General features: G+C 67.3%; 19 protein-coding genes. 10 read left to right on the top strand and 9 right to left on the bottom strand.

Going from position 1 to position 26518, the window contains the following annotated elements:
- Window positions 1–23 precede the first annotated feature (23 nt).
- The 3 genes from ABFA30_RS15885 to ABFA30_RS15875 all read right to left on the bottom strand — a co-directional run bounded on the left by ABFA30_RS15885 (window position 24) and on the right by ABFA30_RS15875 (window position 2775).
- Window positions 24–941: an AEC family transporter gene (locus ABFA30_RS15885; protein WP_253080073.1), complete on the bottom strand. Its 918-nt coding sequence runs from the start codon at window positions 939–941 to the stop codon at window positions 24–26.
- Between the two features lie 109 nt (window positions 942–1050).
- Window positions 1051–1914, bottom strand: coding sequence for a LysR family transcriptional regulator (locus ABFA30_RS15880; RefSeq protein WP_225790088.1), 864 nt, complete (start codon window positions 1912–1914; stop codon window positions 1051–1053).
- Window positions 1915–2076: 162 nt separating this feature from the next.
- Window positions 2077–2775, bottom strand: a complete 699-nt coding sequence (locus ABFA30_RS15875; protein ID WP_225790089.1) for a pirin family protein — start codon at window positions 2773–2775, stop codon at window positions 2077–2079.
- A gap of 175 nt (window positions 2776–2950) precedes the next feature.
- On the opposite strand from ABFA30_RS15875, the gene ABFA30_RS15870 reads away from it, so the two are divergent.
- The 6 genes from ABFA30_RS15870 (at window position 2951) to ABFA30_RS15845 (ending at window position 10687) form a co-directional block, all read left to right on the top strand.
- Window positions 2951–5464 carry a UvrD-helicase domain-containing protein gene (locus ABFA30_RS15870; RefSeq protein WP_253080074.1) on the top strand — a complete coding sequence of 838 codons (2514 nt, stop codon included), beginning with the start codon at window positions 2951–2953 and terminating at the stop codon, window positions 5462–5464.
- Window positions 5465–5653: 189 nt separating this feature from the next.
- The gene (locus tag ABFA30_RS15865) at window positions 5654–6580 is read left to right on the top strand and encodes an alpha/beta fold hydrolase (protein WP_368816198.1); all 927 of its coding nucleotides are present in this window, start codon (window positions 5654–5656) and stop codon (window positions 6578–6580) included.
- Between the two features lie 86 nt (window positions 6581–6666).
- On the top strand, window positions 6667–7083 hold the full coding sequence (locus tag ABFA30_RS15860) for a VOC family protein (RefSeq protein ID WP_225790092.1): 417 nt from the start codon (window positions 6667–6669) through the stop codon (window positions 7081–7083).
- 42 nt (window positions 7084–7125) lie between these two features.
- On the top strand, window positions 7126–7905 hold the full coding sequence (locus tag ABFA30_RS15855; protein WP_410045667.1) for an alpha/beta fold hydrolase: 780 nt from the start codon (window positions 7126–7128) through the stop codon (window positions 7903–7905).
- A 254-nt stretch (window positions 7906–8159) separates the two neighbouring features.
- Window positions 8160–8825 carry a phosphoribosyltransferase gene (locus tag ABFA30_RS15850; protein ID WP_225790094.1) on the top strand — a complete coding sequence of 222 codons (666 nt, stop codon included), beginning with the start codon at window positions 8160–8162 and terminating at the stop codon, window positions 8823–8825.
- Window positions 8826–9010: 185 nt separating this feature from the next.
- A complete protein-coding gene (locus ABFA30_RS15845; protein ID WP_225790095.1) occupies window positions 9011–10687 on the top strand; it encodes an MFS transporter in 1677 nt (558 codons plus the stop codon).
- 116 nt (window positions 10688–10803) lie between these two features.
- On the opposite strand, the gene ABFA30_RS15840 is transcribed toward ABFA30_RS15845, so the two are convergent.
- The 6 genes from ABFA30_RS15840 to ABFA30_RS15815 all read right to left on the bottom strand — a co-directional run bounded on the left by ABFA30_RS15840 (window position 10804) and on the right by ABFA30_RS15815 (window position 17022).
- Complete coding sequence (locus ABFA30_RS15840; RefSeq protein ID WP_368816194.1) at window positions 10804–11373, bottom strand: hypothetical protein; 570 nt, start codon at window positions 11371–11373, stop codon at window positions 10804–10806.
- Window positions 11374–11447: 74 nt separating this feature from the next.
- Entirely contained in the window at window positions 11448–11834 is a 387-nt protein-coding gene (locus ABFA30_RS15835; protein WP_225790097.1) for a VOC family protein, read from the bottom strand.
- A 186-nt stretch (window positions 11835–12020) separates the two neighbouring features.
- A complete protein-coding gene (locus tag ABFA30_RS15830) occupies window positions 12021–13349 on the bottom strand; it encodes an MFS transporter (protein WP_253080075.1) in 1329 nt (442 codons plus the stop codon).
- Window positions 13350–13556: 207 nt separating this feature from the next.
- Window positions 13557–14687 (bottom strand): hybrid-cluster NAD(P)-dependent oxidoreductase, encoded by a 1131-nt coding sequence (locus ABFA30_RS15825; protein WP_253080076.1) that lies wholly within the window; start codon window positions 14685–14687, stop codon window positions 13557–13559.
- 8 nt (window positions 14688–14695) lie between these two features.
- Window positions 14696–15955 carry an SRPBCC family protein gene (locus tag ABFA30_RS15820; protein ID WP_368816191.1) on the bottom strand — a complete coding sequence of 420 codons (1260 nt, stop codon included), beginning with the start codon at window positions 15953–15955 and terminating at the stop codon, window positions 14696–14698.
- 125 nt (window positions 15956–16080) lie between these two features.
- Window positions 16081–17022 carry a LysR substrate-binding domain-containing protein gene (locus ABFA30_RS15815; protein WP_410045666.1) on the bottom strand — a complete coding sequence of 314 codons (942 nt, stop codon included), beginning with the start codon at window positions 17020–17022 and terminating at the stop codon, window positions 16081–16083.
- Window positions 17023–17326: 304 nt separating this feature from the next.
- Here ABFA30_RS15815 and mnxG point away from each other — a divergent pair, with 304 nt between their 5' ends.
- The 4 genes from mnxG to ABFA30_RS15795 are packed head-to-tail and all read left to right on the top strand — an operon-like array spanning window position 17327 to window position 26516.
- The gene (mnxG, locus tag ABFA30_RS15810) at window positions 17327–23182 is read left to right on the top strand and encodes a manganese-oxidizing multicopper oxidase MnxG (RefSeq protein ID WP_410045665.1); all 5856 of its coding nucleotides are present in this window, start codon (window positions 17327–17329) and stop codon (window positions 23180–23182) included.
- 21 nt (window positions 23183–23203) lie between these two features.
- Window positions 23204–25183 carry a cytochrome D1 gene (locus tag ABFA30_RS15805; protein WP_253080078.1) on the top strand — a complete coding sequence of 660 codons (1980 nt, stop codon included), beginning with the start codon at window positions 23204–23206 and terminating at the stop codon, window positions 25181–25183.
- On the top strand, window positions 25180–25857 hold the full coding sequence (locus tag ABFA30_RS15800) for an SCO family protein (RefSeq protein WP_253080079.1): 678 nt from the start codon (window positions 25180–25182) through the stop codon (window positions 25855–25857). The genes ABFA30_RS15805 and ABFA30_RS15800 overlap by 4 nt, the downstream gene beginning before the upstream one ends.
- Complete coding sequence (locus ABFA30_RS15795; protein ID WP_410045664.1) at window positions 25854–26516, top strand: SCO family protein; 663 nt, start codon at window positions 25854–25856, stop codon at window positions 26514–26516. Before ABFA30_RS15800 ends, ABFA30_RS15795 begins: the two co-directional genes overlap by 4 nt.
- Window positions 26517–26518 lie beyond the last annotated feature (2 nt).

The following is a 26518-nucleotide window of genomic DNA, read 5'->3' as shown; positions in this document are numbered from 1 at the left end:
TCAGTCTAGTGCCCCGCATGGCTTCAATCGAGCATGAGGCCCAGCACCAGTGGCAGGGTGATGGCCGCGGCCATGGTCTGCAAGGCGATGATGGTGGCCATCAGCGGGGCGTTGCCGCCCATCTGCCGGGCCATGACGTAGGATGACGACGCCGTGGGCAACGCCTGGAACAGCACCGCCACCACGGCTGCCTGGCCTCCCAGCCCGAGCAGGCGGCACAGGCCCCAGGTTGTCATTGGCAGGACCAGGAACTTGAACGCCGAGGCCGCCGCCAGCGGCCGCACCTGATGGCCCAGGCGCGCACCGCCCAGCGCCGCGCCGACGCACAGCAGGCCCAGGGGCAGGGCGGCCTGGCCCAATGCCTTGACCGTCGGTTCCAGCCCCGCCGGCAGGCCCAGCCCGCTCACCCGCAACGACAGGCCGCCGGCGCAACCGACGATCAACGGGTTGGCGAAGATCGCTCGCAGCACCGTGAGCGGTGAGCTGTGGCGTGCGCTGAAGCGGGCGAACACCAGCACGCAGAGCAGGTTGACCAGCGGCACGATAGCGGCGTTGGCCACTGCCGCCAGGGCGATGCCCGCGCTGCCGTAGATCCCGGCGGCAAGGGTGGCGCCGATGTAGTTGTTGAAACGCACACCGCCCTGGAATACCGAGGTGAAGTCGGCGCCATCGTGGTGCACCACGCCTTGGTAGAGCACCAGCAGGGCGGCACCGAGCACGGTCGAGAGCATCAGCACGCCGACCATGCCCAGCACCGGCACACCGTCGAGGTTGGCGGTGGCCAGGCCGTGGAGGAACAGCGACGGTAGCAGCACGTAGTAGCTCAGACGCTCGGCGCCGGGCCAGAAGGTGTCGGCGAGGAAATGGCGGGTGCGCAGGAAAGCGCCCAGGGCGATGAGCAGGATGATGGGCACCAGGGTGGTCAGCAGCAGGTGGAGCATGGCGGCATTCCGTTGTCGGGTCTGGCACAGACTACCGCTGAGCAACGATGGGAAAAAACGGTGTTTTCTGCAGTGACTATTGAGGAAAACTGCATGGTCGCGAGGGGGATCAGCTCGCCAGGGCTGCCCCGAGCACGGCACTGAGGTGCCGGCGCTGGCTCTTTTCATGTTCCAGCAGCACCACCCGACGGGTCAGCTGCGGTTCGCCGAAGGGCAGGCGGATCGCCGGCGGCAGGCGTTCCAGGTCATCGTCGGCCATGGGAATGATGGCCACGCCCAGGCCCATGGCGGCCATGCGCGCCAGGGCTTCCTGGCTGTCCAGCTCCATCTGTTCGCTGACCTGCAGGTGTTGGCGGCGCAGTTCCTGCTCGATCTGCCGGCCGGCCCAGGCGCGCTTGTCGAAGCGCAGGAACGGCTGGCTGGCCAGCAACTGCGGCAGACTCTGGCCGGCGAGCTCGGTGCTGGCCACCGCCCAGAAGCGGTCCTCGAACAAGGTGGTGTACTGCAGGCACTGGGGGTAGGGGCTGACCGGCTCGGTGGTGATCGCGGCATCCAACTCGCCGTCCTCGACCCGCCGCGCCAGCTCCGCCGACATCCCCGAGGCGACGCTGATGTGCAGCTGTGGGTGATGGGCCTTGATCCATACCAGGGCCTTGGGCAGGCGCCGCGCCAGTACCGTATGGATCGCGCCGATGCGCAGCCGCCCGCGCAGGCTCGGGCCGCTGGCCAGGGCGTCGGCGAGTTCGTCGTAGGCCGCCAGGATGCTTTCGGCGCGAGCCACCGCCAACTGCCCGGCCTCGGTCAGCGCCACCTGGCGGCGGCTGCGGTCGAACAGGGTGACCTGTAGTTCGTCTTCCAGGGTCTTGATGTGCAGGCTTACCGCCGAAGGGGTCAGGCTGAGCAGGTCGGCAGCCCGGGCGAAGGTGCCGTGGCGGGCGATGGTCACCAGGGTGCGCAGGGCTTTGAGGGACATGCGAACGGCCTCCGGGGTGGGGTGGCGGCACGTTACAGGCTTCGGGCGGTGGGCGGCAAGGACAGGGCTGCGTTGTCTTGCAGAGAACAAGCGCCCGAAAGCCCAACGGGTACCCTGTAGGGTCGGGCTTGCCCGCCAAAGGCAAGCCCTGTCGCCCCCGGATCAGGCCACATCCACCAGGACGATCTCGCTATCCTCCACGGCCGTGACCTTCAACACCGGCTCCTGCTCGATGGCCAAGCCATCCCGCGCCTTGACCCGCACCCCGTTCACCTCCACCAGCCCCTTGGCCGGCACCAGATATCCCCGGCGTTCGGCATCGAAGCGGTACTCGGCGCTTTCCCCGGCCCGCAGGGTGGCCGCCACCAAGCGTGCGTCGGTACGGATACGCAGGCTGTCTTCATCCCCGGCCCGGCCGCTGGCCAAGGTCACGAAACCCTCGCCACGCTCGCCCTTGGGAAACGGCCGGGTGCCCCACGACGGTGCTTCGCCGACCCGCTCGGGGACGATCCAGATCTGGAAGATGCGCGTGTCGACCTTCTCCAGGTTGTACTCGCTGTGGACGATGCCGGTACCAGCGCTCATCACCTGCACATCGCCAGCCTCGGTACGGCCCTTGTTGCCCAGGCTGTCCTGGTGGGTGATGGCCCCTTCGCGGACATAGGTGACGATCTCCATGTCCCGGTGCGGATGCGGTGGGAAGCCGCTGCCGGCGGCGATCAGGTCGTCGTTCCACACGCGCAGGTTGCCCCAGTGCATGCGAGCCGGGTCGTAGTACTCGGCGAAGGAGAAGTGGTGATGGGCGTCGAGCCAGCCATGGTTGGCGTGGCCGAGGCTTTCGAACGGTCGCAGTTGCAGCATGATCGTGCTCCTTGAATGGGTGGAATGACGCCATGATGCGCTAATGAAAGATCGAAAATAAGCGTAAATATCGGCTTTATATTATCTATTTAATAGATAAATAAAGGTGCGATACTCCCTGCGATTCATCGCCTAATCCCCTGATCCTCAAGCATTCGCTGGCGATTTTTTGCAGATGCGGCGAACATGGCCTGCTGATTCGACCTGCAATGGAGTGACCGTGCCCCACGAGCTTCCCCCAGCCTCGGCTGAGTTGACGCCACCGGCCCAACTGCCTTGGTTCCGCCGCCTGGCCGCGCGCCTGCTGGGCCGTGGCCTGACCCGCCTGCGGGCACAGCACCGCGACTCCTGGTTCCTCGGCCATGCCACCGGCCAGCGCAGTGGCCATGCCGACGGCCTGCGCGAAGGTTACGAGCGTGGCCGGGCGGAAGGCTACGAGGCCGGGCGCCAGGTGCTGGTGATCCGCGACGTGCGGCCCGACAGCGCCGCAGTCCCCGGTCAGGACGACGCGCTGTTCGACGACTGGCGCCTGCCGCTGAGTGCCGAGCTGAAGAAACGCTTCAAGGCCGACGTCGCCCAGCGCCTGCCCGCCCAGGCACAGCCCAGCGCGGCGCAATGGAAGCTGATCTTCAGCGATACGCCGTCCACCTGCGTGGTCGCTGGCGCGGGGGCGGGCAAGTCCACCTCGCTGGTGCTGCGCCTGCTGCTGCTGCGCCATTACCTGGGCTTCGAGCTGGACGCCATGACCGTGGTGACCTTCACTCGCGAATCGCGCAAGGACTTCATCAAGCGCCTGGTACAGGTCTTCGCCCTCTGGCAAGTCGAACTGCCGCCAGCCCAGGCCCGTGAGCTGGTGCGCACCTTCCACTCGCGCATCCTGCCGCTGGTGCGCAGCCTGCCGGGCTTCGGCCAGTTGCGCGCGTTCGAGACCCTCGGCCAGGAACTGCCCGCGGGCAACGAGGCCAACGCCGAGGGCAACCCCTTCGACCTGCGCCTGAACGACGCCCAGCGTCAGCAGCTCAACCTCTGCTACCGCGACCTGCTGCAAGGCAACCCACGTTTCGCCGAACTGGTGGCGGCGATGCGCCGTGAGGCCCTGCAGCTCAAGCCGCTGGACCCGGACCACCCCGACGTGCAGAAGCGCGTGCAGGTGACCCAGCTGGCCGCACAACGCGACGAGGAGCTGTGCGACCTGATCGAGGACCTCTGGTTCGCCGCCGGCGCCTGGCCGATCAAGGGGATCGAGCCATGCCGCGACACCGTGCAGATCCGCGGCAGTCGTTTTCACGTGCATGGCCGCCTGGAAGGCCTGGACGCCTGGGTGGTGCTGGGCTTCGACCCGTCCGAGAGCGCGCAGTACCAGCGCCCAGGGGCCAGGCTTGGAGTGCGTGCGGAGTGGGCGGTGAAACGCACCCTGTTTCAAGCTTTCTGCGACAAGCCTTTGATATGGCTGGAAAACTACGCATCGGCAAAACGCCTGGCCGCGTCCCTGGCCGGCGATGCCGTGGCCGGGCCGGGGTTCGAGTACAAGGTCAAGGGCGAACTGGCGCCGGCGCCCTTGCTCGATGCCTTCGTCAGTGCGGCCAGCTTCATCGAGAACCTGGGCCTGGACGTAGGCACCGCCGTGGCCGGGATGCGCTTTGCCCCAGGCGACAGCGACGGGCTGTTCTTCGAGGCCCTGGCCTTGTACTGGCAGGCGCTGGAGGCGCACCTGCTGGCCCAGTCGCCACCGGTGATGACCTACAACCGCATGTTCGCCCTGTTCGGTGAGAACAACCCGGAGAACCTGCGCCTGTTGCCCGACCCGCTGCTGCGCCCGATGGCGCATCTGATGATCGATGAATTCCAGGATGTCTCGCCGCAGATCGTCAGCTGGTTGCGCGCGAGCCTGGCAGAGATCCGCCGACGCGGCCCGGGTATGCACGTCGGGCGCAACGCCGGGCATTCCTCGTTGATGTGCGTGGGTGATGACTGGCAGTCGATCTACGGCTGGCGGGGCAGCTCGCCGAAGTACTTCATGGAATTCGCCAAGACCTTTCCGTCGCCGGCCAATACCCGGGTGATGCTGGTGGAGAATTACCGCAGCCAGCAGCACATCATCGCGGCCGCCGAGCACCTGGTGAAGGGCGCGCCGGCCATCGCCGGCAAGAAGGCCAGGGCCAGCGGCCCGGCGGCCGAGCTGCCCTTGTCGCCGGTGAAGGTTTGCGAGCGCGATGAGGCGGCGCTGGCCCAGACCCTGATGGAGCATTACCAGCAGGGTGAGACGGTGATGATGTTGTTTCGAAAAACAAGCGATAAATCGTTGATAAACGAGCATTTGGTTTCGGTTCTTCAAGCTGAGTCCAGCTTGCCGCCGGATCAGCGCCGGCTGCGCCAGCTCACCTACCACAGCGCCAAGGGCCTGCAGGCCGACGCGGTATTCATGCTCGGCGACTGCCAGTACCTGACCAGTTCGCCGTACAAGAACCAGGTCTATCGCCAGGCAGGCCTTGGCCGTGCCGGGGATGCCCAGCCGTTCGACACGGCGCAGAAGGAAGAGGTGCAACGCCTGGCCTACGTGGCCGTGACCCGGGCGGCCAGGCACTGTTATTGGCACGTGGAGCCGGCCAGCGGCGAGGCGGGGCAGCTTCGCGCCTCGGCCCAGGTCGATGGCCGGCACGTGTTCTTCGAGGACCTGCGCGGCCAGTAGCCGTGTCGTGGCCAGGGGTCGGTGTCGCGCATGCGACGGTCGTTGAGGGGCCAGCATCGCGTCGCCGCATGCGCGAAGGTGGGATGCCGGACGCTGTGCGGACGTCCGCTGCGTAGTAGCCGCCGGCATGAGGGCGGCGGCATGTCCGGCCTGGCGCGCAGGCGCCGGGCCCTGGCCAGGAGAATGCCCATGCGCTCGACCGCGACACCCAAGGATCACCTGCTTGACCTCAATGGCATCGAGATCGCCGTCCGTACCTGGGGGCCGGAGGATGGCGTTCCGGTGCTGGCCTTGCACGGCTGGCTGGACAACGCGGCCTCCTTCGAGCGCCTGGCGCCACTGCTCGACGGTTGCTTCGTGGTGGCCCCGGACCTCGTCGGTCACGGCCGTTCCGATCACCGCCGCGACGACAGCGGCTATTACCTGTGGGAGCACGCCGAAGACATGCTGGCGGTGCTCGACAGCCTGGGCCTTTCGCACGTCCATGTGCTGGCCCACGGCATGGGCACGGGGATCGCCTCGGTGCTGGCGGCGTTGTCCAGTTCGATTGCCAGCATGATTTTCCTCGATGGCATGGGGGCACCCTTCACCGTTGCCGAGGATGACCGGGTGCAGCACCTGGCCCGGGCCTACCGCCTCAAGCGTCTGGTGCGGCGCAGCCGCCTGCAAGGTTTCGCCGAGCCGGACGGCAGCCAGTTCGACAGCCTGGAAACCGCGCTGCAGCAACGCCGTAACCGCCTCGACGGCAACCTGTCGGACGAGGCCGCACGTTTGCTGGCACTGCGTGACCTGCTGCAGGTGGGCGAGGGCTATTGCTGGCGGCACGACCCGCGCCTGGTATTGCCCGAGCCCATGCCGCTGACCGAGCGCGAAGCCTGCGACCTGCTCAGGCAAATAAACTGCCCGCTGTACCTGATGCTCGGCCGCCAGGGGGCCTTCGCGGGCAGTGGTTTCGAGCAGCGCCGCGCAGCCTTGCCTGGACATGCCCGGGTGTCCTGGCACCCCGGAGGGCATCATTTCCACCTGGAGGCGCCGGACAGGGCGCTGGTGGACCAGATCCTGCGGGTGCTGGCCAGCCACGACCTGGGCCAGTTGCAGCGCCTGGTCAACGAATGAGCGCGACCGGGCGCTGGTCGAGCCGGCGCCCGATAGGCTATGGTGCTGCCAAGCCTTTCCCTGTGCCTTGCAAGGAGGAACTGCGCATGCGGCCTTTCACCATCCAGCGCATCGACCATGTGGTGCTGCGGGTCAGTGACCTGGCGCGCAGCGTCGCTTTCTATCGTGACCTGCTCGGCTGCCAGGTGAGCCGTCAGCGGGACGACCTGGGCATGATCCACCTCGCCGCCGGCACGGCGATGATCGACCTGGTGGCGCTCGACGGCCCGCTGGGGCGTCGAGGTGGGCGAGCCGCAGCCCGTGAGGGGCGCAATGTCGATCACTTCTGCCTGCGCATCGAGCCGTTCGACGAGGCAGCCCTGGTCGGCTACCTGAACGCGGCGGGCGTGGTCGTGGAGCCCGCCGAGAAACGCTACGGTGCCGAGGGCGAGGGGTTGTCGCTGTACTGCTTCGACCCCGATGGCAACCAGGTCGAGCTCAAGGGGCCCTCCGCCGGCCCATAGGGAAAGCCCAGTACCCCGGCGGCGCCGGGATCAGGAGACTGCATGAAGGACCTCATCGTCAGCCAGCACATGATAGGCACCCCCCAGGGCAGGCTGTTCGCCCAAGCCTGGACTCCCACTCAGGCGCGGGGCGAGCCCTTCGTCCTGCTGCATGACTCGCTCGGCTGCGTGGCGTTGTGGCGCGACTTCCCCGCGCAACTGGCGCAGGCCACCGGGCGCCGGGTCGTCGCCTACGACCGGCTGGGCTTCGGCCGTTCCGATGCCCAGCCCGGCCATCTGCGCCCGGGCTTCGTCGAGGCCGAGGCGCACGAGGGTTTCGCGGCCGTGCGTGGTCATTTCGGCATCGACGACTTCCTCGTCCTTGGTCACAGCGTGGGCGGTGGCATGGCCGTTGGCTGCGCAGCGGCTTTCGCCGGGCAGTGCCGGGGCCTGGTCAGCGAGTCGGCCCAGGCCTTCGTCGAGCCCCTTACCCTCGACGGCATTCGTGCCGCGCAACGGCAGTTCGCCGAGCCCGGGCAGTTGCAGCGGCTGGGCAAGTACCATGGCGACAAGGCCGAATGGGTGCTGCGGGCCTGGGTGGACACCTGGCTGAGCGAGGCCTTCGCCGGCTGGAGCCTGGATGCACTGCTGCCCAGGGTGCACTGCCCGCTGCTCAGCCTGCACGGCGACCAGGATGAATTCGGCTCGCCCGCACACCCCCGGCGCATCACCGCCCTGGCCGGTGGGCCGAGTGTCATGCAACTGCTGCCCGGCTGCGGGCATGTGCCGCACCGCGAGCAACCAGCGGCGGTGCTCGAGGCGATCGGCCGGTTCCTGGCCTGACACGGCCATGGGCTGCGATGACCTTTCCCTTGGCGTGGCCCTCTAAACCAGGCGTTCAGGCCGGCTCAGGGCTTTGCCGTGGTGCGGTTCCCCTGCATTTGGGCGTTGCGGGGCGACGACGGCGTTGACTGTCGGGAGGAACATCCTGGGTTGTGCTGGTGTCTGCCGGATATCAGGGCCGGCCCATTACCGGCAAACCGCCCCACAGGTGCCGGCCATGCGAAAACACACCTTGCCAGCGAGAGCCTGAAACCATGAATCGCGCGTTCCCGGATGGACCCGCCTTCCGCGACCGCCGCCAGGCCGGGCGAGCCCTGGCGGCGGTGTTGCGCGCCAAGGTCCAGGGCGAGCCGTTGGTACTGGCGCTGCCACGGGGCGGGGTGCCGGTGGCCTTCGAGGTCGCCGAGGCCTTGCAGGCACCGCTGGACGTGGTGCTGGTGCGCAAGATCGGTGCACCGGGCAATGCGGAGTTCGCCATCGGCGCGGTGGCCGAAGGCAACCCGCCATTCTGCGTGGCCGACCAGGCTGTGATGGACATGTTCGGTGCCAGCCAGGCTTGGTTCGATGCCGAGCGCGACCGGCAACTGGCGGAGATCGCCCGGCGGCGCGCCGTCTATTGCGGTGACCGGCCATTGCCTGAGGTGGCTGGCCGGGAGGTGATCCTGGTGGACGACGGCATCGCCACTGGCAACACCGCCCGCGCTGCGCTGATGGCGCTGGCCGCCGCCGGGCCTTCCCGATTGCTGTTCGCCGCGCCGGTCGGTGCCTGGGAGTCGGTGGCGCGGCTCAGGCCCCTGGTGGATGAGTTGGTGTGCCTGCAGATGCCCGAGCCGTTTCGCGCGGTGGGCCTGCATTACGAAACGTTCGAGCAGACCACCGACACGGAGGTCGTCGCGCTGCTGCGCCAGTCACGTTCCTGAAGGAGGCCGCAGGCCGGGGGCGGTGGATATCCCGGCAAAGCTGATTATGCTTCAACAGGCTTTGCGATGCGGGGCGGTACGCCTCGTCGTGCTTCGCGCAACCGAGTGTCAATCCAGGGCCAGGGTGCGATGATCAACTGCGTGCAAGGTACTCCGGCCTGAAAACAACAAGACGGAGGCAACCCATGGCGGCAATCGACAGCACATCCACGGGCAGTGCGCCCCAACGCGGCATCACCCGGGAGGAGCGCAAGGTCATCTTCGCTTCATCCCTGGGCACCGTATTCGAGTGGTATGACTTCTACCTCTATGGCTCGCTGGCTGCGATCATCGCCAAGCATTTCTTCGCCGGCGTCAACGAAACCACATCCTTCATCTTCGCCTTGCTGGCCTTCGCGGCAGGCTTTGCCGTGCGACCGTTCGGCGCGATCGTGTTCGGTCGCCTGGGTGACATGATCGGGCGCAAGCACACCTTTCTCATCACCATCGTGATCATGGGCCTGTCCACCGCGCTGGTCGGCCTGCTGCCCAGCTACGCGAGCATCGGTGTGGTCGCACCCATCGTCCTCATCACCCTGCGCCTGCTCCAGGGCCTGGCGCTGGGCGGTGAGTACGGCGGCGCCGCGACCTACGTGGCCGAGCACGCACCCAAGGGCAAGCGTGGGTTCTTCACCTCGTGGATCCAGACCACCGCCACCCTGGGGCTGTTCCTCTCGTTGCTGGTGATCCTGGCCTGCCGGACCTTGCTGGGCACCGAGGCCTTCGAAGCCTGGGGCTGGCGCATCCCGTTCCTGCTGTCGATCCTGCTGCTGGCGATCTCGGTGTACATCCGCCTGCAGCTCAACGAGTCACCGGTGTTCCTGAAGATGAAGGCCGAGGGCAAGGCGTCCAAGGCGCCGCTGACCGAGTCCTTCGCCCGCTGGGACAACCTCAAGGTGGTGATCATGTCGCTGCTCGGCGGCACCGCCGGCCAGGCGGTGGTCTGGTACACCGGGCAGTTCTATGCGCTGTTCTTCCTCCTGCAGACGCTCAAGATCGACCCGCAGGCGGCCAACCTGCTGATCGCGGGTTCCTTGCTGATCGGCACGCCGTTCTTCATCCTGTTCGGCAGCCTGTCGGACCGCATCGGCCGCAAGAAGATCATCATGGCCGGCTGTATCCTCGCCGCGCTGACCTACTTCCCGATCTTCAAGGGGCTGACTGAGTACGGCAACCCGGACGTGTTCGTCGCCCAGGAGCGCAACCCGGTGGTAGTGATCGCCGACCCCAGCCAGTGCGCGTTCCAGTTCGACCCGGTGGGCAAGGCCCGTTTCACCAGCTCCTGCGACCTGGCCAAGAGCCTGCTGGCCAAGCGTGCCATCCCCTACGAGAACGAACGGGCCGAACCTGGCAGCGTGGCGCAGGTCCGCATCGGCGAGCAGGTGATCCCGAGTTTCGAAGGCAGTGGCCTGGCGCCGGAGGCGTTCAAGGCCCAGAACGATGCCTTCACCGCGACCCTCGGCAACGCCCTCAAGGAGGCGGGTTATCCGGAGAAGGCCGATCCAGACAAGGTCCACTACCCGATGGTGCTGTTGCTGCTGACCATCCTGGTGATCTACGTGACTATGGTCTACGGTCCGATCGCCGCCTGGCTGGTGGAGCTGTTCCCGGCGCGCATCCGCTACACCTCCATGTCGCTGCCGTACCACATCGGCAACGGCTGGTTCGGCGGCTTCCTGCCGACCGTGGCGTTCGCCATGGTGGCGGCCACCGGTGATATCTACTACGGGCTGTGGTACCCGATCGTCATTGCAGTGATGACGGCGATCCTCGGCATCTTCTTCCTGCCAGAGACCAAGGACCGGGATATCCATCACGCCTGAACAGCGCTGTTCGCGGCGCATCAGCGCCGCTCCCACAGGGTCTGCGTCGATCGCGAGTGCGGTGGTTTGCAGGGCCTTGTGGGAGCGGGCTTGCCCGCGAATGGGGGCACACCGGTTCAGTCGAAACAGTCCTGCAGGCTGAAGCGATAGCCGATGTCGATTTCACGGGCGGCCCCGGGGCCGCCGGTTCGCTTGAGCATGAACTCGAAGGCCGGTTCGTACAGGCCATCGCGCAACACCGCGCCGGCGAGCACCTCGACCTCGTACCAGCCGTTGTCCAGCTCGATGATCGGCCGCCCAGGCTGCTGGTAGCGCGCCAGCAGGTCGCCGAGGGTCTTGTTGGTGAAGTGCTGCAGGATGCGCCAGGTGAACAGCATCAGCGTGCGATGCTCCACCCGCAGCAGGTAGCCAGCCCGGCGGTGCTGCAGCCGGCTGCCGGCCTCGCGCAGGACGGGGGTGGCTTCGTTCAGGCTGAAGATGATCCGGTAGGGCAGGTTCTCGATGCCGGCCAGGGGCAAGACGACGCCCGCGAGCACCGCCTGGTCGCCACTGTCGTTGTGGGTGAACTCGTAGGCCAGGTCGTCGGGCAGGTCGTTCTCTTCCTTGAAGCGTTCGAGCAACTGGATGTCGCCGACGAGGAAGTAATCGACCAGGTCGTTGAGGACTTCGCTGAATTCGTAGCGCATTGGGTTTCCTTATTGTGGCTGCGCTTCTTGGCGGGAAAGGGCACTGTAGCGGAAGAACCGCCTGGCGTGGTCGCTCAATGTCGCTGGGCGATCTGGATCAGGTTACCGCAGGTGTCGTCGAACACGGCCACGGTGACCGGCCCCATGGCCGTCGGCGGTTGGGTGAAATGAACGCCCGCGGCGCACAGGCGTGCGTACTCGGCCTGGATGTCCTTGACGCCGAAGGAGGTGGCGGGAATCCCGTCCTGCTTGATCGCCGCCTTGAAGGCCTTGGCGGCCGGGTGCACGTCGGGCTCGAGCAGCAGCTCGACGCCGTCGGGGTCGTTGGGCGAGGTGAGGGTCAGCCAGCGGTGCTGGCCCATGGGAATGTCGTGCTTGGGCTCGAAGCCCAGTACATGGTGGTAGAACGCCAGGGCCTTGGCCTGGTCGTCGACGAGAATGCTGGTGACGACGATCTTCATAGGCAATGCATCCTTCCTGTGGGCAGTTACCTGCAAGTAAAGACGCCCGGTGCTCGTGTTGCCATGCCATCGCGGGGCTGCTTTGCTGCCCATCGCTGGCAAGCCCACAGGGTACAGCGCAATCCTGAAGTTTGGCGCTGTCCCTGCGCAAGTAGGCTTGCCGGGGGGCGAAGCGCCGCCAACGGCTCAGCTCAAGGCTGCCGCCTGCTGCAGGTTCAGCGAACGGGTTTCCGGCGCCAGCGCCCAGCTGACCAGCAACCCCACCAGGGTCACCGCCGCGGCGGCGTACATCGTATGGGCGATGCCATAGTCCTGCAGGGAGATGGGCACCAGGTAGGTGCCCACCGCCGCGCCGATGCGCGACAGCGAGGTGCCGACGCCGACCGCCTGGGCGCGGATTTCGGTGGGGAAGATCTCGTTGGGGTAGACCAGTGCCAGTACCTGGGCACCGCCGATGGCCACGGCATAGGCGCCGAACAGGATGAGGATGAGCAGGGCGTTGCTGTCGTGGAACAGCCCCAGCCCGAACAGCGCCAGTCCAGAGAACAGGAAACTGCCGATCAGCAGGTTGCGCCGGCCGATGCTGTTGATCAACCGCGCGGCGAGGATGCAGCCGACCACGAACAGCAGGGTGATCGCCATCGAACCGAGGGAGGCCCAATCGCCCTTGAGATTGAGCGCGTCCATCACTTTCGGGGCGAAGGCGTACACGGCGAACAGCGGAATCACCGAGCAGCTCCAGAACGCGCTGACGAACAACATACGTCGGCCATAGCCGGCGCGCATCAGGTCCCAGGCCGACAGCGTGCTGCTGCGCGGCTCCTCCGGCAGGTGTGCAAGGGAGAATGCCGGGCCGTAGACCTGCTTGATGATCCGCTCGGCCTCGGCATTCCGGCCCTTGCTCAGCAGCCAGCGCGGCGACTCGGGCGTGCCCAGGCGCAGGAGCAGCAGCACCGCGCCGAATACCGCGGCACTGGCCAGCACCAGGCGCCAGGCTTCGGCATCGCCCAGGCGCAGGATGATCTCGCCCAGCCCGTAGGCCGTTGCAGCACCGGCGAACCAGATGACGATGAAGCCGGCCAGGCGCGGGCCGCGGGCGTTCTTCGGCATGAACTCCACCAGCATCGAGGTGGCCACCGGGTACTCGATGCCCACGGCCACACCGATGATCAACCTGAGGATGAACAGGGTCTGGGCATCCTGCACCCAGTACTGGGCGAGCGAGGCGAAGATGAACAGCAGCGGGCCGATGAAATACACACGGCGACGGCCCAGGCGGTGGGTCAGCCAGCCGCCGAGGAAACCGCCGAAGAAGATGCCGATCAGCGCCGAGGCGGCGATCATGCCTTCCCAGAAACTGTCCAGGCCGAGGGCGGCGGCGGTGGGTATCAGGGCGATGCCGATCAGGCTGAGGACGTAGCCGTCGACGAACGAGCCGCCGGCCGAGCGCAGGGTGAGCAGTCGATGGAAGTGGTTCAGGGGGACGTCTTCGATCGATTGAGCGGGGTGAGTCATGGTTTCTCCTGGTACAGCTGAGCTTTTGTTGTTTTCAGGCCGTCAGGCGGCCTTTGTTCAGCGAGTGGGTCCATGGCGCGGCGTGTCAGGCCGCTGGCGGCAGGATGGACGTGGGTGAACCTGTGGGCTCGCGCCAAGCCTCTGCGCGGCAAGGCACAGGTGCTGCAGAGGTGGCAGGGTGAAGGGAAGGGGCGCCGAGGCGCCCGGTCAGAGGTCGATGACCAGGTCCGAAGTCGGCCGGCTGCAGCACAGCAGGCGCAGGCCCTTGTCGATCTCGCGCTGGCGGATGCCGCCGTTGTGCTTCATCTCGACGTCGCCTTCGAGCAGGGCGGTCTTGCAAGTGCCGCATACGCCCTGGCTGCAGGAGGACGGCACGATGGCGCCGGCCTTCTTCGCCGCGGCGAGCACGGTCTGCTCGGCGGTCATGGTGAAGGTCTTGCCGGAGCGGGCCAGGCGCACGTTGAAGGTGGCCTGGGCCTGGCCTGCGGCAGGTTCGGCGGGGGCCGGTTCCATGATCGGCTCGGCATTGATGTCGAAGCTTTCCTGGTGGTAGCGGGACAGGTCGAGACCGCCTTCGGCCAGCAGTGCGCGGGTTGCGTCCATGTAGCCCTTCGGGCCGCAGGTGAAGACCTCGCGCTCGAGAAAGTCCGGCACCTGCTGGCGCAGCGCCTGCAGCGACAGGCGGCCGATGGGGCCGCTCCAGCCAGGCTCGTCGCCGACGTTTTCGCAGAAGAACAGCGTGCGCAGTTGGGGCAGGGTACGCTCGAGGCGCTCCAGCTCGGCGCGGAAGATGATGTCTGCCGGGGTGCGCGCACTGTGCACGAAGACGATGTCCAGCTCGGCATGCAGGTCGGCGGCGGCGCGGGTCATGGCCATCAGCGGCGTCACGCCGGAGCCGGCCGAAAGGTACAGTAGCTTGCGCGCGGGCCCGGCCACCGGCGTGAAGTTGCCCGCCGGCCCCGACGCGGCCAGGGTGTGGCCGCTGCGCAGGTTGTCGTGCAGCCAGTTGGACACCACACCGCCGGGCACCCGCTTGACGGTGATCGAGACGGTGAACGGCCGGGTCGGCGTCGACGACAGGGTATAGCAGCGCGATACCGTCTGCCCGTCGATCAGCGGCGACACGGTGAGGAACTGCCCAGGCTCGTAGGCGATGGCGTGGTGGACCGGGCTGCGGAAGGTGAAGGTCTTCACGTCGTGGGTTTCGTCCACCACGCTCACGCATTCCAGGCGCTGGCTGTCGGCGCTGCCCCACTGGGCACCGAAGGTGCTCCAGTGGGCAGGGTCGTTGAAACGTTCCTCGACCATCAGGCTGGGGATCACATGGATGCTGTTCATGTCTGGCCTCACACGCCATGCGCGGCCAGGCGCGCGGCATACCAGCGGGAGAATTGATCGACGTAGCGCTCGGTGAAGGCCGAGAACGGGCCGGGTGCGTAGGCCGGGTCCTGGGTGCCGCTGTGGGTGATGCCGACCAGGCTGGCGTCCTGCTGGTTGGTGGCGATCCACACTTCGGTCAGCGCCTGCAGGTCGTAGTCGACGCCTTCCACGGCGTCCTTGTGCACCAGCCACTTGGAGCGCACCAGGGTCCTGTCCGGCGACAGCGGGATGATGTAGGTGATCACGGCATGATCGCTCATCACGTGGGTCCAGGAGTTGTGGGTCCACAAGTGGGTATCGCCCAGGTCGCGGCGGGTCAGCTCGCCGAACAGCCGGGTGCAGGCCACTGCGGTGCTGAGGGTTTGGGACTCGCCGCGTCCGGCGATCACCAGGCGCTGGGTGCGAAACTGGGTCACGGCGTCTTCGTCGAGGTATTCCACGGCGGCGCAGAGATGCCCGTCGCGCTCCCAGTCCCGCTGGGCATCGGCGTTGCGCTGGTAGTATTCGTCGAGGGCCTTGAGCGAGTCCTCGCCCATGCCGTCGGTGCAGAAGCCGAAGTCCTCCGGCAGGAAGGAGGCGGTCAATTCAGGGTGGGTACCCGCGCAGTGGTAGCACTCGCGGTTGTTCTCCATCACCAGCTTCCAGTTGCCGTTCTCGATGATCTCCTGCTCGTGGGCGATCCTGGTGTTGGTCAGGTCATAGGGCGCGAAGCGCGGGGTCATGGTCTGCTCCAGCACCGCGATGTCCTCGGGCGGGTTGTCGCCCAGGCAAACGAAGATGTGCGTGCCGATCACCTTGCAATGCACCGGGATCAGGCTGCGGCACTTGGGGTCGAAGCCCTTGCCCATGTGCGCGGCATGCTTGAGGCTGCCGTCCAGGTCGTAGGTCCACTGGTGGTAGGGGCACACCAGCATGCCCACGGTGGACTTGCCGGCCTCCTTCAGGCGCGCGCCGCGGTGACGGCAGACGTTGCGGTAGGCCCGGACCTGCTCGTCGTCATCGCGCACCAGGAGGATCGACGACTTGCCGATGTCGAGGGTCGAGACGTCGCCGGGCTCGGCGATGTCGGCGGTGACACCGACCAGGATCCAGTGCTTGGTGAAGAAGATATCCACGTCGGTGTCGAAGATATCCTGGCGGCCGAACAGTTCGCCGTTCATGCCGAAGCCGGGTTGACGCAGGGCGACGAGCTCACGATGGCTCTTTTGGACAGGCGCAATGTTCATTGTTTTCCTCAGGCACTTTGTCAGACATTACGGAGGCTGTGCCCGCAGTATCAGAACGGCCCGAAAAAGCGTCAACGCGCCTAATTTTACCGCTCGCATTACCCAGGGTTATGCGAGCGGCGGCTTTACCGCGCGGCTTCTGGCAGGGCGTCGCGCAGCCAGTCGATCAGCGCCAGGATGGCCGGGGTGGCGCTGCGCCCGTGGGGGATCACCACGTAGTACGCCTCGCGCGGCCTGACCGTCAGCTCGGTCAGGCGTACCAGTTCGCCGCTGGCCAGCAGGTGATCGATCATCCGCCCCCAGCCCAGGGCCACGCCATGGCCGTGCAGGGCGGCCTGGATGGTGTCGGTGTACAGGTGGCAGTGCAGGCTGTAGCGCAGCTTGGGGGGCGTATGGCCCTGCTCCCTGAACCAAGTGGGCCAGGTCATCCAGCCTTCGCTGGTGGCGTCGGCGTCGAGCAGGTCGCTGGTGTACAGGTCGTGCAGCGAGGTCGGTGGCGTATTGCGTGCCAGCCAGGCGGGCGAGCAGACCGGGAAGATCTCTTCCTCGAACAGCAGCACCGCGCTGCCGTCTTCCCAGCGGCCGTTGCCGTAGCGCACCAGCAGGTCGACGTCATGGTTGCGCAGGTCGCCGGTGAACATCTGCGTGGCCAGGCGCAACTGGATCTGCGGCAGGGTAGCGCGCAGGTTGCCCAGGCGCGGCATGACACGCAGTTGGGAGAAGGTCGCAGTGGTGCTGAGCACCAGCTCCTGTTCGCCACTGCCTTCGCTGATGCGGTCGAACACCGCGGCGATCTTCTGCAGGGAGTCGGAGATCACCGCGAACAGCGCCTGGCCCTCGCTGGTCAGGCGGATGCCCCGGTGCAGGCGCTGGAACAACTGGGTGCCGAGGTTCTCCTCGAGCTGCTTGACCTGCTTGCTCACTGCCGCCTGGGTGACGCCCAGCTCGCGGGCGGCGAGGGTGAAGCTGTTGTGACGGGCCACCGCCTCGAACTCGAGGAGCGCAGTCATCGACGGGATGATGCGCCGGTAGCCTTTGTGCTTGTTGCCGTTTTCTTGTGTTTTCATTCGACGTCCTGGCAAGGCGCGGTGCGCTGGTCCGCACTGCGGGGCAGACATTGGCAGAAAAACGGCGGCAGGTGTAGCCCGGTCCTAGGGCTTTTTACTATGGCGATAGCGGCCCCAGCATCTGCCAAACCCAGCGACAAGCCGCAAGACCTGCACAGCCCCCCGATTCAGGGGAATCCACTGGGGAATCCTCCCCAACTCGTTCCGGTTGTCACCGCAACCCACTGAAAAACCACACGAATATTTATGGCATGCCGCTTGCTCCGGCCCTTCGCAGAGTCCCTGTGTCCCCCGGAGGTGCAGCATGATGACCCCGCTCAAAGGCTCCGTCCTGACTTCACTCGTGCTGGCCCTGTTCGGCTGGCAGGCGACCAGCGAGGCGGCGGTGCAATGCCAGCGCACGCTGGTGGCCAACGTGGTGGCGCTGGACCAGCCGCTGATGTTCAACCGCCTTGGCGCGCAGAACGCCAACGGCATGATGTTCGCCCTGCGCCAGGATGTGGTGGACGAGCACCTGGTGCCGCTGTCCAAGGGCGGTGCCGCCGTTCCCGGCAAGGTCACCCTGCGCCCGGACAAGCGCCCGCGGCCGATCGTGCTGCGGGTCGCCGCCGGTGACTGCCTGACGGTCAACCTGACCAACCTGCTGGCCTACCAGGCCAACCCCAACAAGCACGGCCTCGATCACGACGAGCACGACGTCGAAGGCGAGGAAGAAGACGACGCCCAGGCCGGGCACCCGGGCGGAGAACACTTCATCGCCGACGAACAGGTGACCGACCGCCACGTGGGCTTCCAGGTCAACGGCATGCAGGCGGTCAACGGCATCAGCGACATCGCCGCCAACACCGGCCGCAACGGCAGCTTCCTGGTCGCCCCCGGCAATACCCGCAGCTACACCCTCTATGCCGAGCGCGAGGGCGCCTTCGCCGCCACCAGCCTGGGCGCCACCTTCGGTGGCCAGGGCGGGGCCGGGAACGTGGCCAACGGGCTGTTCGGCCAGGTGGTGGTGGTGCCCAAGGGCGGCCGCACCTACCGCAACACCCTCACCGAGGAGGAAATGCGCCTGGCCACCACGGGTCGCGCGCCCACCGGCCAGCCGGTGATCGACTACGAGGCTCGCTATCCGCAGGTCGAGCCGTGGATCGCCGAAGGCAAGGCCGGCAAGCCGATCATCGCCATGGTCGACGGCAACGAGATCCTCAGCAGCGAGACCGACGCCATCGTCATGGGCCCCAACCCCGACGGCAGCTTCCCACGCTCGACCTATCCGCTGGAAAGCGTCGGCAAGCGCAACCCGGCACTGCCCAACCGCCTGGAGGCGTTCCGCGACTTCGCCTCGCAGTTCGCTGACGAAGTGGCCGCCACCCAGGCCTTTCCGGGCTATTGGGCCGACCCTGTGATGGGCCACGTCCTGGAGCCGACCCGCGATTCCTTCATGATCAACTACGGCTCTGGCGGCATGGGCGCCGAGGTGGTGGCCAATCGCCTCGGCGTGGGGCCGATGCACGACTGTTTGTCGTGCGCCTACGAGGAGTTCTTCCTCAGCGCCCACACCGTGGGCGACATCGGCACCCTGGTGGACGTGCCGGCCAACGTCGGCCTGGAGCAAATCCGCCCGGGCGAAACACCGCCGGCCAGCGCGACCGGGGTCAAGGCCAGCATGGCCCTGTACCCGTCGGAGCCGTCCAACGTGCACCACAGCTATATCGGTGACTTCACCAAGTTCCGCAATACCCACAATGGCCACGAGCAGCACATCTTCCACCTGCACGGCCACCAGTGGCTGTTCAACCCCAATGACGACAACTCCGATTACCTCGATGCCCAAGGCATCGGCCCGGGTGTCGGCTACACCTACGAGATCGCCAACGGTGGTTCGGGCAACCGCAACCGGGTGGCGGGCGATGCCATCTACCACTGCCACTTCTACCCGCACTTCGCCCAGGGCATGTGGGGCATGTGGCGGGTCCACGACGTGTTCGAGGAGGGCACCCGCCTGGCGGTCAGCGGCGAAAGCGAGAACGGCTTCCACAGCACCCCGTTCGCCCTGCGCAGCGGCAAGCCCGCTGCCGGTGCCCGGGCCCTGCCGGACGGCGAGATCATCGTCGGCACGCCGATCCCGGCGATCGTGCCGTTGCCCGGCAAGGCCATGGCGCCGATGCCGGGCAAGGTGACGGTGGTGCCGAAACTCGCCCAGACCCTGGTCGCCGGCCATGACGACGATGACGAAGACGACGAGGAAGGCGACGACCACTCAGGGCATGGCGCCTCAGGGCCCCGCGCAGTGGGCTCCCTGGCCCTGGTCGATCGCAGCGAGAGCAACCGCAACGCCGATGGCAGCCTGAAGAACCCCGGCTACCCGTTCTGGATCGGTGGCATGGAAAGCAGCGTCGGCCAGCGCCCGCCGACCCCGCCGCTGGACATGCTCGACCCGGCCCTGGCCCGTCAGCTCAAGGACAGTGGCAATGCCCTGTGGGCCGACCTCGACCCGAACCAGGTCGACGGTTGGGATGGCGGCCTGAGCCGGCACACCCTGGACGGCCTCTCCTCCGGTGGCCAGGCCCTGACCACCACCACCCGGCTGGACTTCTCCAAGGTGGTGCACAAGGCCAAGCCGATCTACCTGCCGGAAGAGGGCACCGAGGTCGAGCAGGCGGCCATGCTGTTCCATGCCAAGGCCGAGCACGCCAGCTTCGCCCTGCTGCCAGGCGGCCAGTTGCAGCCTGGCAACTTCCGCACCAACGGTGCCTTGCCCAGCGCCGGCGCGCCCTTCTATGAACCGTGCATGGACGATCGCGGCAAGCGCCTGACCCAGGCCTCGGGGCTTGGCGAGTTCTTCAGCGGCGAGAGCCTGACCGGCCTCAACTTCCGCGGCGGCTCCAGCTTCACCGCCGACCGCCCGCGCATCTACAAGGGCGCCAACATCCAGTTCGACGCGGTGTACAACAAGGTCGGCTACCACTTTCCGCAGGCGCGCATCATCGCCCTCTGGGAAGACGCCTGGCCAGTCATCACCAAGCAGCGCCCACCGGAGCCGCTGGTGATGCGCATGAACACCTTCGACTGCACCCTGTACCAGCACACCAACCTGATCCCGGCGTTCTACGAGATGGACGACTATCAGGTGCGCACCCCGACCGACGTGATCGGCCAGCATATCCACCTGCCCAAGTGGGACCTGACCGCCTCCGACGGCTCGGCCAACGGCTGGAACTATGAAGACGGCGTTCTCTCGCCCGGCAGCTTGGTGGAGCGCGTGCAGGCCATCCGCAGCTTCAACGGCTGCACCGAGGGTGACGAACGCGAGGGCACCGCCGCCTGCCCGAAAGCCAAGCAGCACCCGTACTTCGGCCGCTTCGGCAGGGCCGACTGGCTGGGCGCACGCACGGCCATGCAGCGCTGGTTCGCCGACCCGCTGGTCAACGTGCACAACGTCGACCGTGGCCTGGGTACCATCTTCACCCACGACCACTTCGGCCCGTCGACCCACCAGCAACTGGGCCTGTACGCCACCGTGCTGGCCGAGCCGGCCGGCTCCACCTGGTACCACGCCGAGACCGGCGAGAAGCTGTACGACCCGGCCGTGCGCCAGGATGGCGGGCCGACCTCGTGGCAGGCGGTGATCCACACCGGCGACCATGATGGCGATGGCCGCAACGACAGCTACCGCGAGTTCTTCCTCGAGTACAGCGACTTCCAGCATGCCTACGAGGCGGGTGTGTACGTGGGCGCGGGCCCGGACGGCATCCCCGACAGCCAGGCCTATCCGGCCACGGCTGACAGCTTCCGTTACGCCATCAACCCGCCCGTGCGGCAGAAGGCGTCCAACCTGCTGGAGGCGGTGGTCGAGTCGCGTGGCGGCCTGGCCCCGGGTTGCCCGACCCGGCCGTGCCCGCAGGCGATCTCGGTGGATGATCCGGGCATGTTCGTCGTCAACTACCGCAACGAGCCGCTGGCCCTGCGCGTGTTCGATCCCAACAAGGTCGGCCCGGACGGCAAGCGCGGCATGCAGGCCGATGGCCTCGGCGGCGACCTGGCCTACGCCATGCAGAGCCGTACCGACCGCGCCATCCCGGCAATGAACCTGGCGCCGTCGGCGATCACCGCGGCGGTCGGGCCTACCGGCGGCACCACGCTGTTCCCACCGCACATCAACCAGGGCAGCGAGCCGGGCGACCCATTCACCCCGATGCTGCGCACCTATTCCGGCGACAACGTGCGCCTGCGCATCCATGCCGGTGGTCACGAGGAGGAACACAACATCACCCTGCACGGCGTGAAGTGGCTGCAGAACGGCTCCGGCTATGGCAGCAGCTCCAACTCGGGGTGGAAATCCTCGCAGATGGTCGGCATCTCCGAGCAGATGGGCTTCATGGCACCGGTGTCGATGATCTCCAGCTCCGCGGCCACCAACGGTGACTACCTGTACTCCCTGGACGCGGCACTGGAGGGCTACTGGAACGGCATCTGGGGCGTCATGCGCAACTACACCGCCCATCGCCCGGACCTGATCGCGCTGCCGAACAACCCGCAGCCGGTGGCCATGCGCAACACCGTGGCGTTCGATGGCATCTGCCCGCGAACCACCGCCAACCCCAACGGCATCGGCAGCCGGCCGACGGTCAAGCGCAGCTACGAGATCGTCGCCGCCCTGGCCAACGACATCCTGCAGAACAACCACGGGGTCAGCATCGACGACCCGGCCGGCGTCGGCCAGCACGTCGGCGGCCCGCTGAAGGCCAACGGTGGCACCTTGGTGTTCAACAGCCGCAAGACCAGCATCCCGCAGGTGACGGTGACCGACGAGGAGGAGGGCACCACCTTCACCATCGGCGGCCACAGCGCCCCATTGCACGACCCGACCGCGGTGCTGTACGTGCGCAAGGCCGACCTGGACCCGGCCACCGGCAAGCTCAAGGCCGGGGTCCCGGTGGAGCCGCTGGTGCTGCGGGCCAACGCCGGCGACTGCCTGAGCATCACCCTGGAGAACCGCCTGCCGCTGGTCATGCCCGACCTGCCCAGCACGGCCGTGATGCAGCACGTGGTCAAGCGTGACCGCAACGGCAGCGAGGGCTCCACCGCCTTCAACAACAACCTGATGCGCCCGTCCAGCCACGTGGGCCTGCACGCCCAGTTGCTGGCCTACGACATCACCAAGTCCGACGGCGCCAACGTGGGCCTGAACCCGGTGCAGACCGTGCCACCGCGCGCAGGCAGCAGCGGCGCGTACCCGAGCAAGGTGTACCAGTACTACGCCGGGCATCTGGAGCGCGAAGGCAAGCCGGTGCTGCAACTGGGCCGCACGGTGGACAACATCAACACCACGGCCATCGAGTTCGGCGGCCTCAACCTGACCCCGGCGGACTTCATCAAGCAGCCGCAGAAAGGCCTGGTCGGCGCCATGAGCATCCTGGCGCAGGGCGCCACCTGGACCGAGGACGCAGCCAGCCGTGCCCAGGCCACGGTCAAGGTCGCCGGCCAGCCCGACTACCGCGACTTCGTCACGGTGTGGCAACGCGCGATGAACATGCGCTGGGCCGATGGCCGGCCGGTGGAGGGCATCAACACCGAGGGCAACGGTGTGCCGGGCGATCCGAAGGACAACGGCAACATGGCCATGAACTACAAGACCGAGCCCCTGTGGTTGCGCTTCGGCCTGGCGCCGGACGCACCCTTCGGCCACGCCGACGGCAATGGCTTCGCCGATGTGCCCAACGCCCACATGGCCTACAGCAACGACCTGGTCGGCGGCGACCCGCAGACCCCGGTGCTCTGGGCCAAGCCCGGGCAGCCACTGCGCAGCCACGTGCTGATGCCCAGTGGCGGCAGCCGTGGCATCACCTACCAACTGGACGGGCACCTGTGGCCGCTGCACGCCTACCAGGCCGAGAAGAACGACCTCGATGGCTACCCCATGGGCCTGCCAGGCATCGGCTCGGTGCGCTTTGGCTACAACCCGATGTCGGTCTACATCGGCGCCCAGGAAAGCGTGCTGCCGGCGGCGCACTTCAGTTTCATGCTGCCCAGCGCCGGGGGAGCCAACGCCGTGCCGGGGGACTACCTGTTCCGCGACTACGCCGCCTACGGCAACGTCTCGGGGCTGTGGGGCCTGCTGCGGGTCACCCACGAAGCGCCGCCGGCCACCGCACCGGCGCAATGACAGAAGAGGGGGAGCGTGAGCATGGACAAGAAGACCCGCCCCGCCTACCTGGGGGTATTGCTGGGAGTGGCGCTGATCGGCCTGGGGGTGGCCTACGACAAACTCTGGTGCGACCCCCGCGAGCTGCTGCAGGCACCTGCCGATCCGCAGGCCCTGCACCGGCTCAGCCGGGATGGCGTGACCGTGGAGTTCGAGGCCCGGCCACTGGAGGGCGGCGAGCTGCGTGAAGGCAGTTTCGCCAACATCCGCTTCAAGGTCAGCGACCAGAGTAGCGGCCAGCCCTTGTCGGGCATGGCCCCGGGGGCCTGGCTGGACCCGGCGCAAGCGGCCCCCGCCGGGGACCGTGACAGCAGTTGCAAGGCCCGCGTGGCGCTGTTTCTCAAGAGCAGCATCGGCGCCCGGCCGTTGCTCGACCTCAACAGCTACTTCTTGCTGGTGCTGAACAGGGACGCCAGCCTGACGGTGATCGACCCCACGGTGTCGGTGGGGGGCGTCACCAGCACCCTGGCCCGCATCGACCTGCCGGGGCGGCCCATGGACTGGGTGGCCACCGGCGACGACAAGCAGGTGTTCGTGTCGATGCCCGAGCGTGGCCAGGTGGCGGTGATCGATACCGAGACCTTCCGCCACGTGACCAGCCTGGACGCCGGCGAACAACCGCTGCGCGTGGCCCTGCAGCCGGACCAGCGCCGGCTGTGGGTGGGCAACAACAGCAGCGACCCGGCCAAGGGCGGGGTGACGGTGATCGACGTGCCCAGCCGCGGCACCCTGAAGTTCTTCGCCACCGGCTCCGGGCATCACGAGATCGCCTTCAGCGCCGACTCGCGCTACGCCTTCGTCAGCAACCGCGATGCCGGTACCCTGAGCGTCATCGATGCCGCCGAGATGCGCTTGGTCAAGACCCTGGAGGTCGGCCCGCACCCGCTGTCGGTGGCCTACTCGGCGCTGTCCCAGGCGGTCTACGTGGTCGACGGCAAGGAAGGCACGGTGCAGGTGATCGACGCCCGCAGCCACCAACTGCGCCATACGGTCAAGGCCAGCCAGGGCCTGGGGCCAATGCGCTTCAGTGGCGACGGGCGCTACGGCGTGGTGCTCAATACCCTGGAGAACCAGGCCGTGGTGATCGATGCCAGCAACGACCGGTTGATCCACCGTATCCCGGTGGCGGCCGAGCCGTACCAACTGGTGTTCACCAAGGGCTATGCCTACGTGCGTGGCCTGGCCTCGCCGAAGGTCAGCATGATCAACCTGGGCAGCCTGGGCGAGGGGCGCGAGCCGATCGTCCAGGGTTTCGAGGCCGGCGCCGCCGCACCGCGCCAGGCCGGCGACCTGCCGTTGGCCCAGGGCCTGTCGGTGGCGCGCGATGACAACTCGGTGTTCGTGGTCAACCCGGTGGACAATACCACCTACTTCTATGCCGAGGGCATGAACGCGCCGATGTCCGGCTACAACAACCGTGGCCATCAGGCCCGCGCGGCGATCGTCATCGACCGCAGCCTGCGCGAGCTGGCCCCAGGCGTGTACGGCTCGACCGTGAAGATGCCGGCGGCCGGGACCTTCGACGTGGCTTTCCTGCTCAACCAGCCGCAGATCATCCATTGCTTCAGTACCGACGTGGCGGCGGTGCCTGGCGCGGCGGCCCGGCGCAAGGGCGTGCACGCCGAGTTCCTCGGCAGCGACCAGCCGGCGATACAGCACAACCCCTTCGTCACCCGGGTACGCATCCTCGGCAGCGATGGCCAGCCGCGCCTGGGCCTGCGTGACCTGAGCCTGCGCTACTTCCTGGCGCCCTCGTCGATGCCGCGCAGCCTGCCGCTGGAAGAAATTGGCGACGGGGTCTACCAGGTGTCGCTGCAACTGGCCGAGGCGGGTGCCTGGTACCTGCACCTGCAGTCGCCTTCGCTCGGACGCAAATTCACCGAAGAAAACTACACCAGCCTGCGCGTCTTGCCCGCCGCAGCATCCACCGCTTCCCAAGGGGAACCCAGGAGTGTGCGATGAACGCCAATCGTCCCAAGCTGCTCGCCCTCGGCCTGCTGCTGGCCAGTAACCTGGCCCTGGCCCACGCCGGGCATGACCACAGTGCCCAGGAGCATGCCGGCCATGCCGCGCAGGTGCCGGTGGCTCACCAGGAAAAGGCCAGCGTGCGCTTCGCCGACGTTGCCTTGCTCGACCAGGACGGCCTGCCGGTACGCCTGGAAAAGGACCTGGTGGGCGACCGCCTGGTGGTCATGGGCTTCATCTACACCAGTTGCACCACGGTATGCCCGGTGGTCTCGTCGATCATGTCCAAGGTCCAGCAGCAACTGGGCGGGCGGGTTGGCGAGGAGGTCCAGCTGGTGTCGATCAGCGTCGATCCGCAGCGTGACGATCCCAAGCGCTTGCTGGGCTACGCCAAGGCTTTCCAGCATGGGCCGGGCTGGCGCTGGCTGACCGGCTCGCCCTATGCCATCAGCGAAACCCTCAAGGGCCTGGGCAGCTTCAGCGCCGACCTGGCTCAGCACCCGCCGCTGATCATGGTCGGCGACGGGCGCAGTGGCCAGTGGACACGCTACTACGGCTTCACCGACCCGCAGGTGCTGATCGAGGAGGTCAACCGCCTCAGCGCCCGACGGGTGCACGCCAAGAGCACCGCCATCGCCGCCACGCCTGACCACCAGGAGGTGCACCCATGAGCAACCCGGCCACCCGCCGCGCCAGCAGGCGCGGCCTCGACTGGCTGGCCCTGGCCGGCTGCCTGTGGATCCTCGCCTCGGTGGCGCTCGCCCACGAGGGCCATGGCCCGGCAACGCCGTCGCCGCCACCGGCGCCCCCGCCGATGGCCAGCGGCGGCACCCATGATGCCCAGGCCTGGTTCACCGATACCCTGCTCAAGGACCAGAACGGGCGCGAGCTGCGTTTCTACAGCGACGTGCTCAAGGACAAGGTGGTGATGCTCAATGTCATCTTCACCCACTGCACCGACGCCTGTCCGCTGATCACCCGCAAGTTGCGCGAGGTGCGCGAGGCCATGGGGACGGAGTTGGCCAGCCAGGTCACCTTCGTCTCGATCAGCAGCGACCCGGCCAACGACACGCCGGCGGTGCTCAAGGCGTTCGCTGAGAAGCAGGGGGTGGACGGGCCGAACTGGCTGTTCCTGACCGGCGGGCAGGACGAGGTCGAACAGGTGTTGGGACGCCTCGGGCAGTTCCTGCCCAGCCCCGAGCAGCATTCGACGCAACTGATCGCTGGCGATGTGGCCGGCAAGCGCTGGAGCAGGATCCGCCCGGATGCGCCCGCCGTCGCGATCGCCCAGCGCATGCAGTTGCTGGCCCAGCCACTGGCAGGTCGGTGAAC

This window comes from Pseudomonas sp. HLMP (assembly GCF_046365545.1).
GTDB lineage: Bacteria > Pseudomonadota > Gammaproteobacteria > Pseudomonadales > Pseudomonadaceae > Aquipseudomonas > Aquipseudomonas guariconensis_B.
This window is presented reverse-complemented; position numbering and strand designations above follow the sequence as displayed.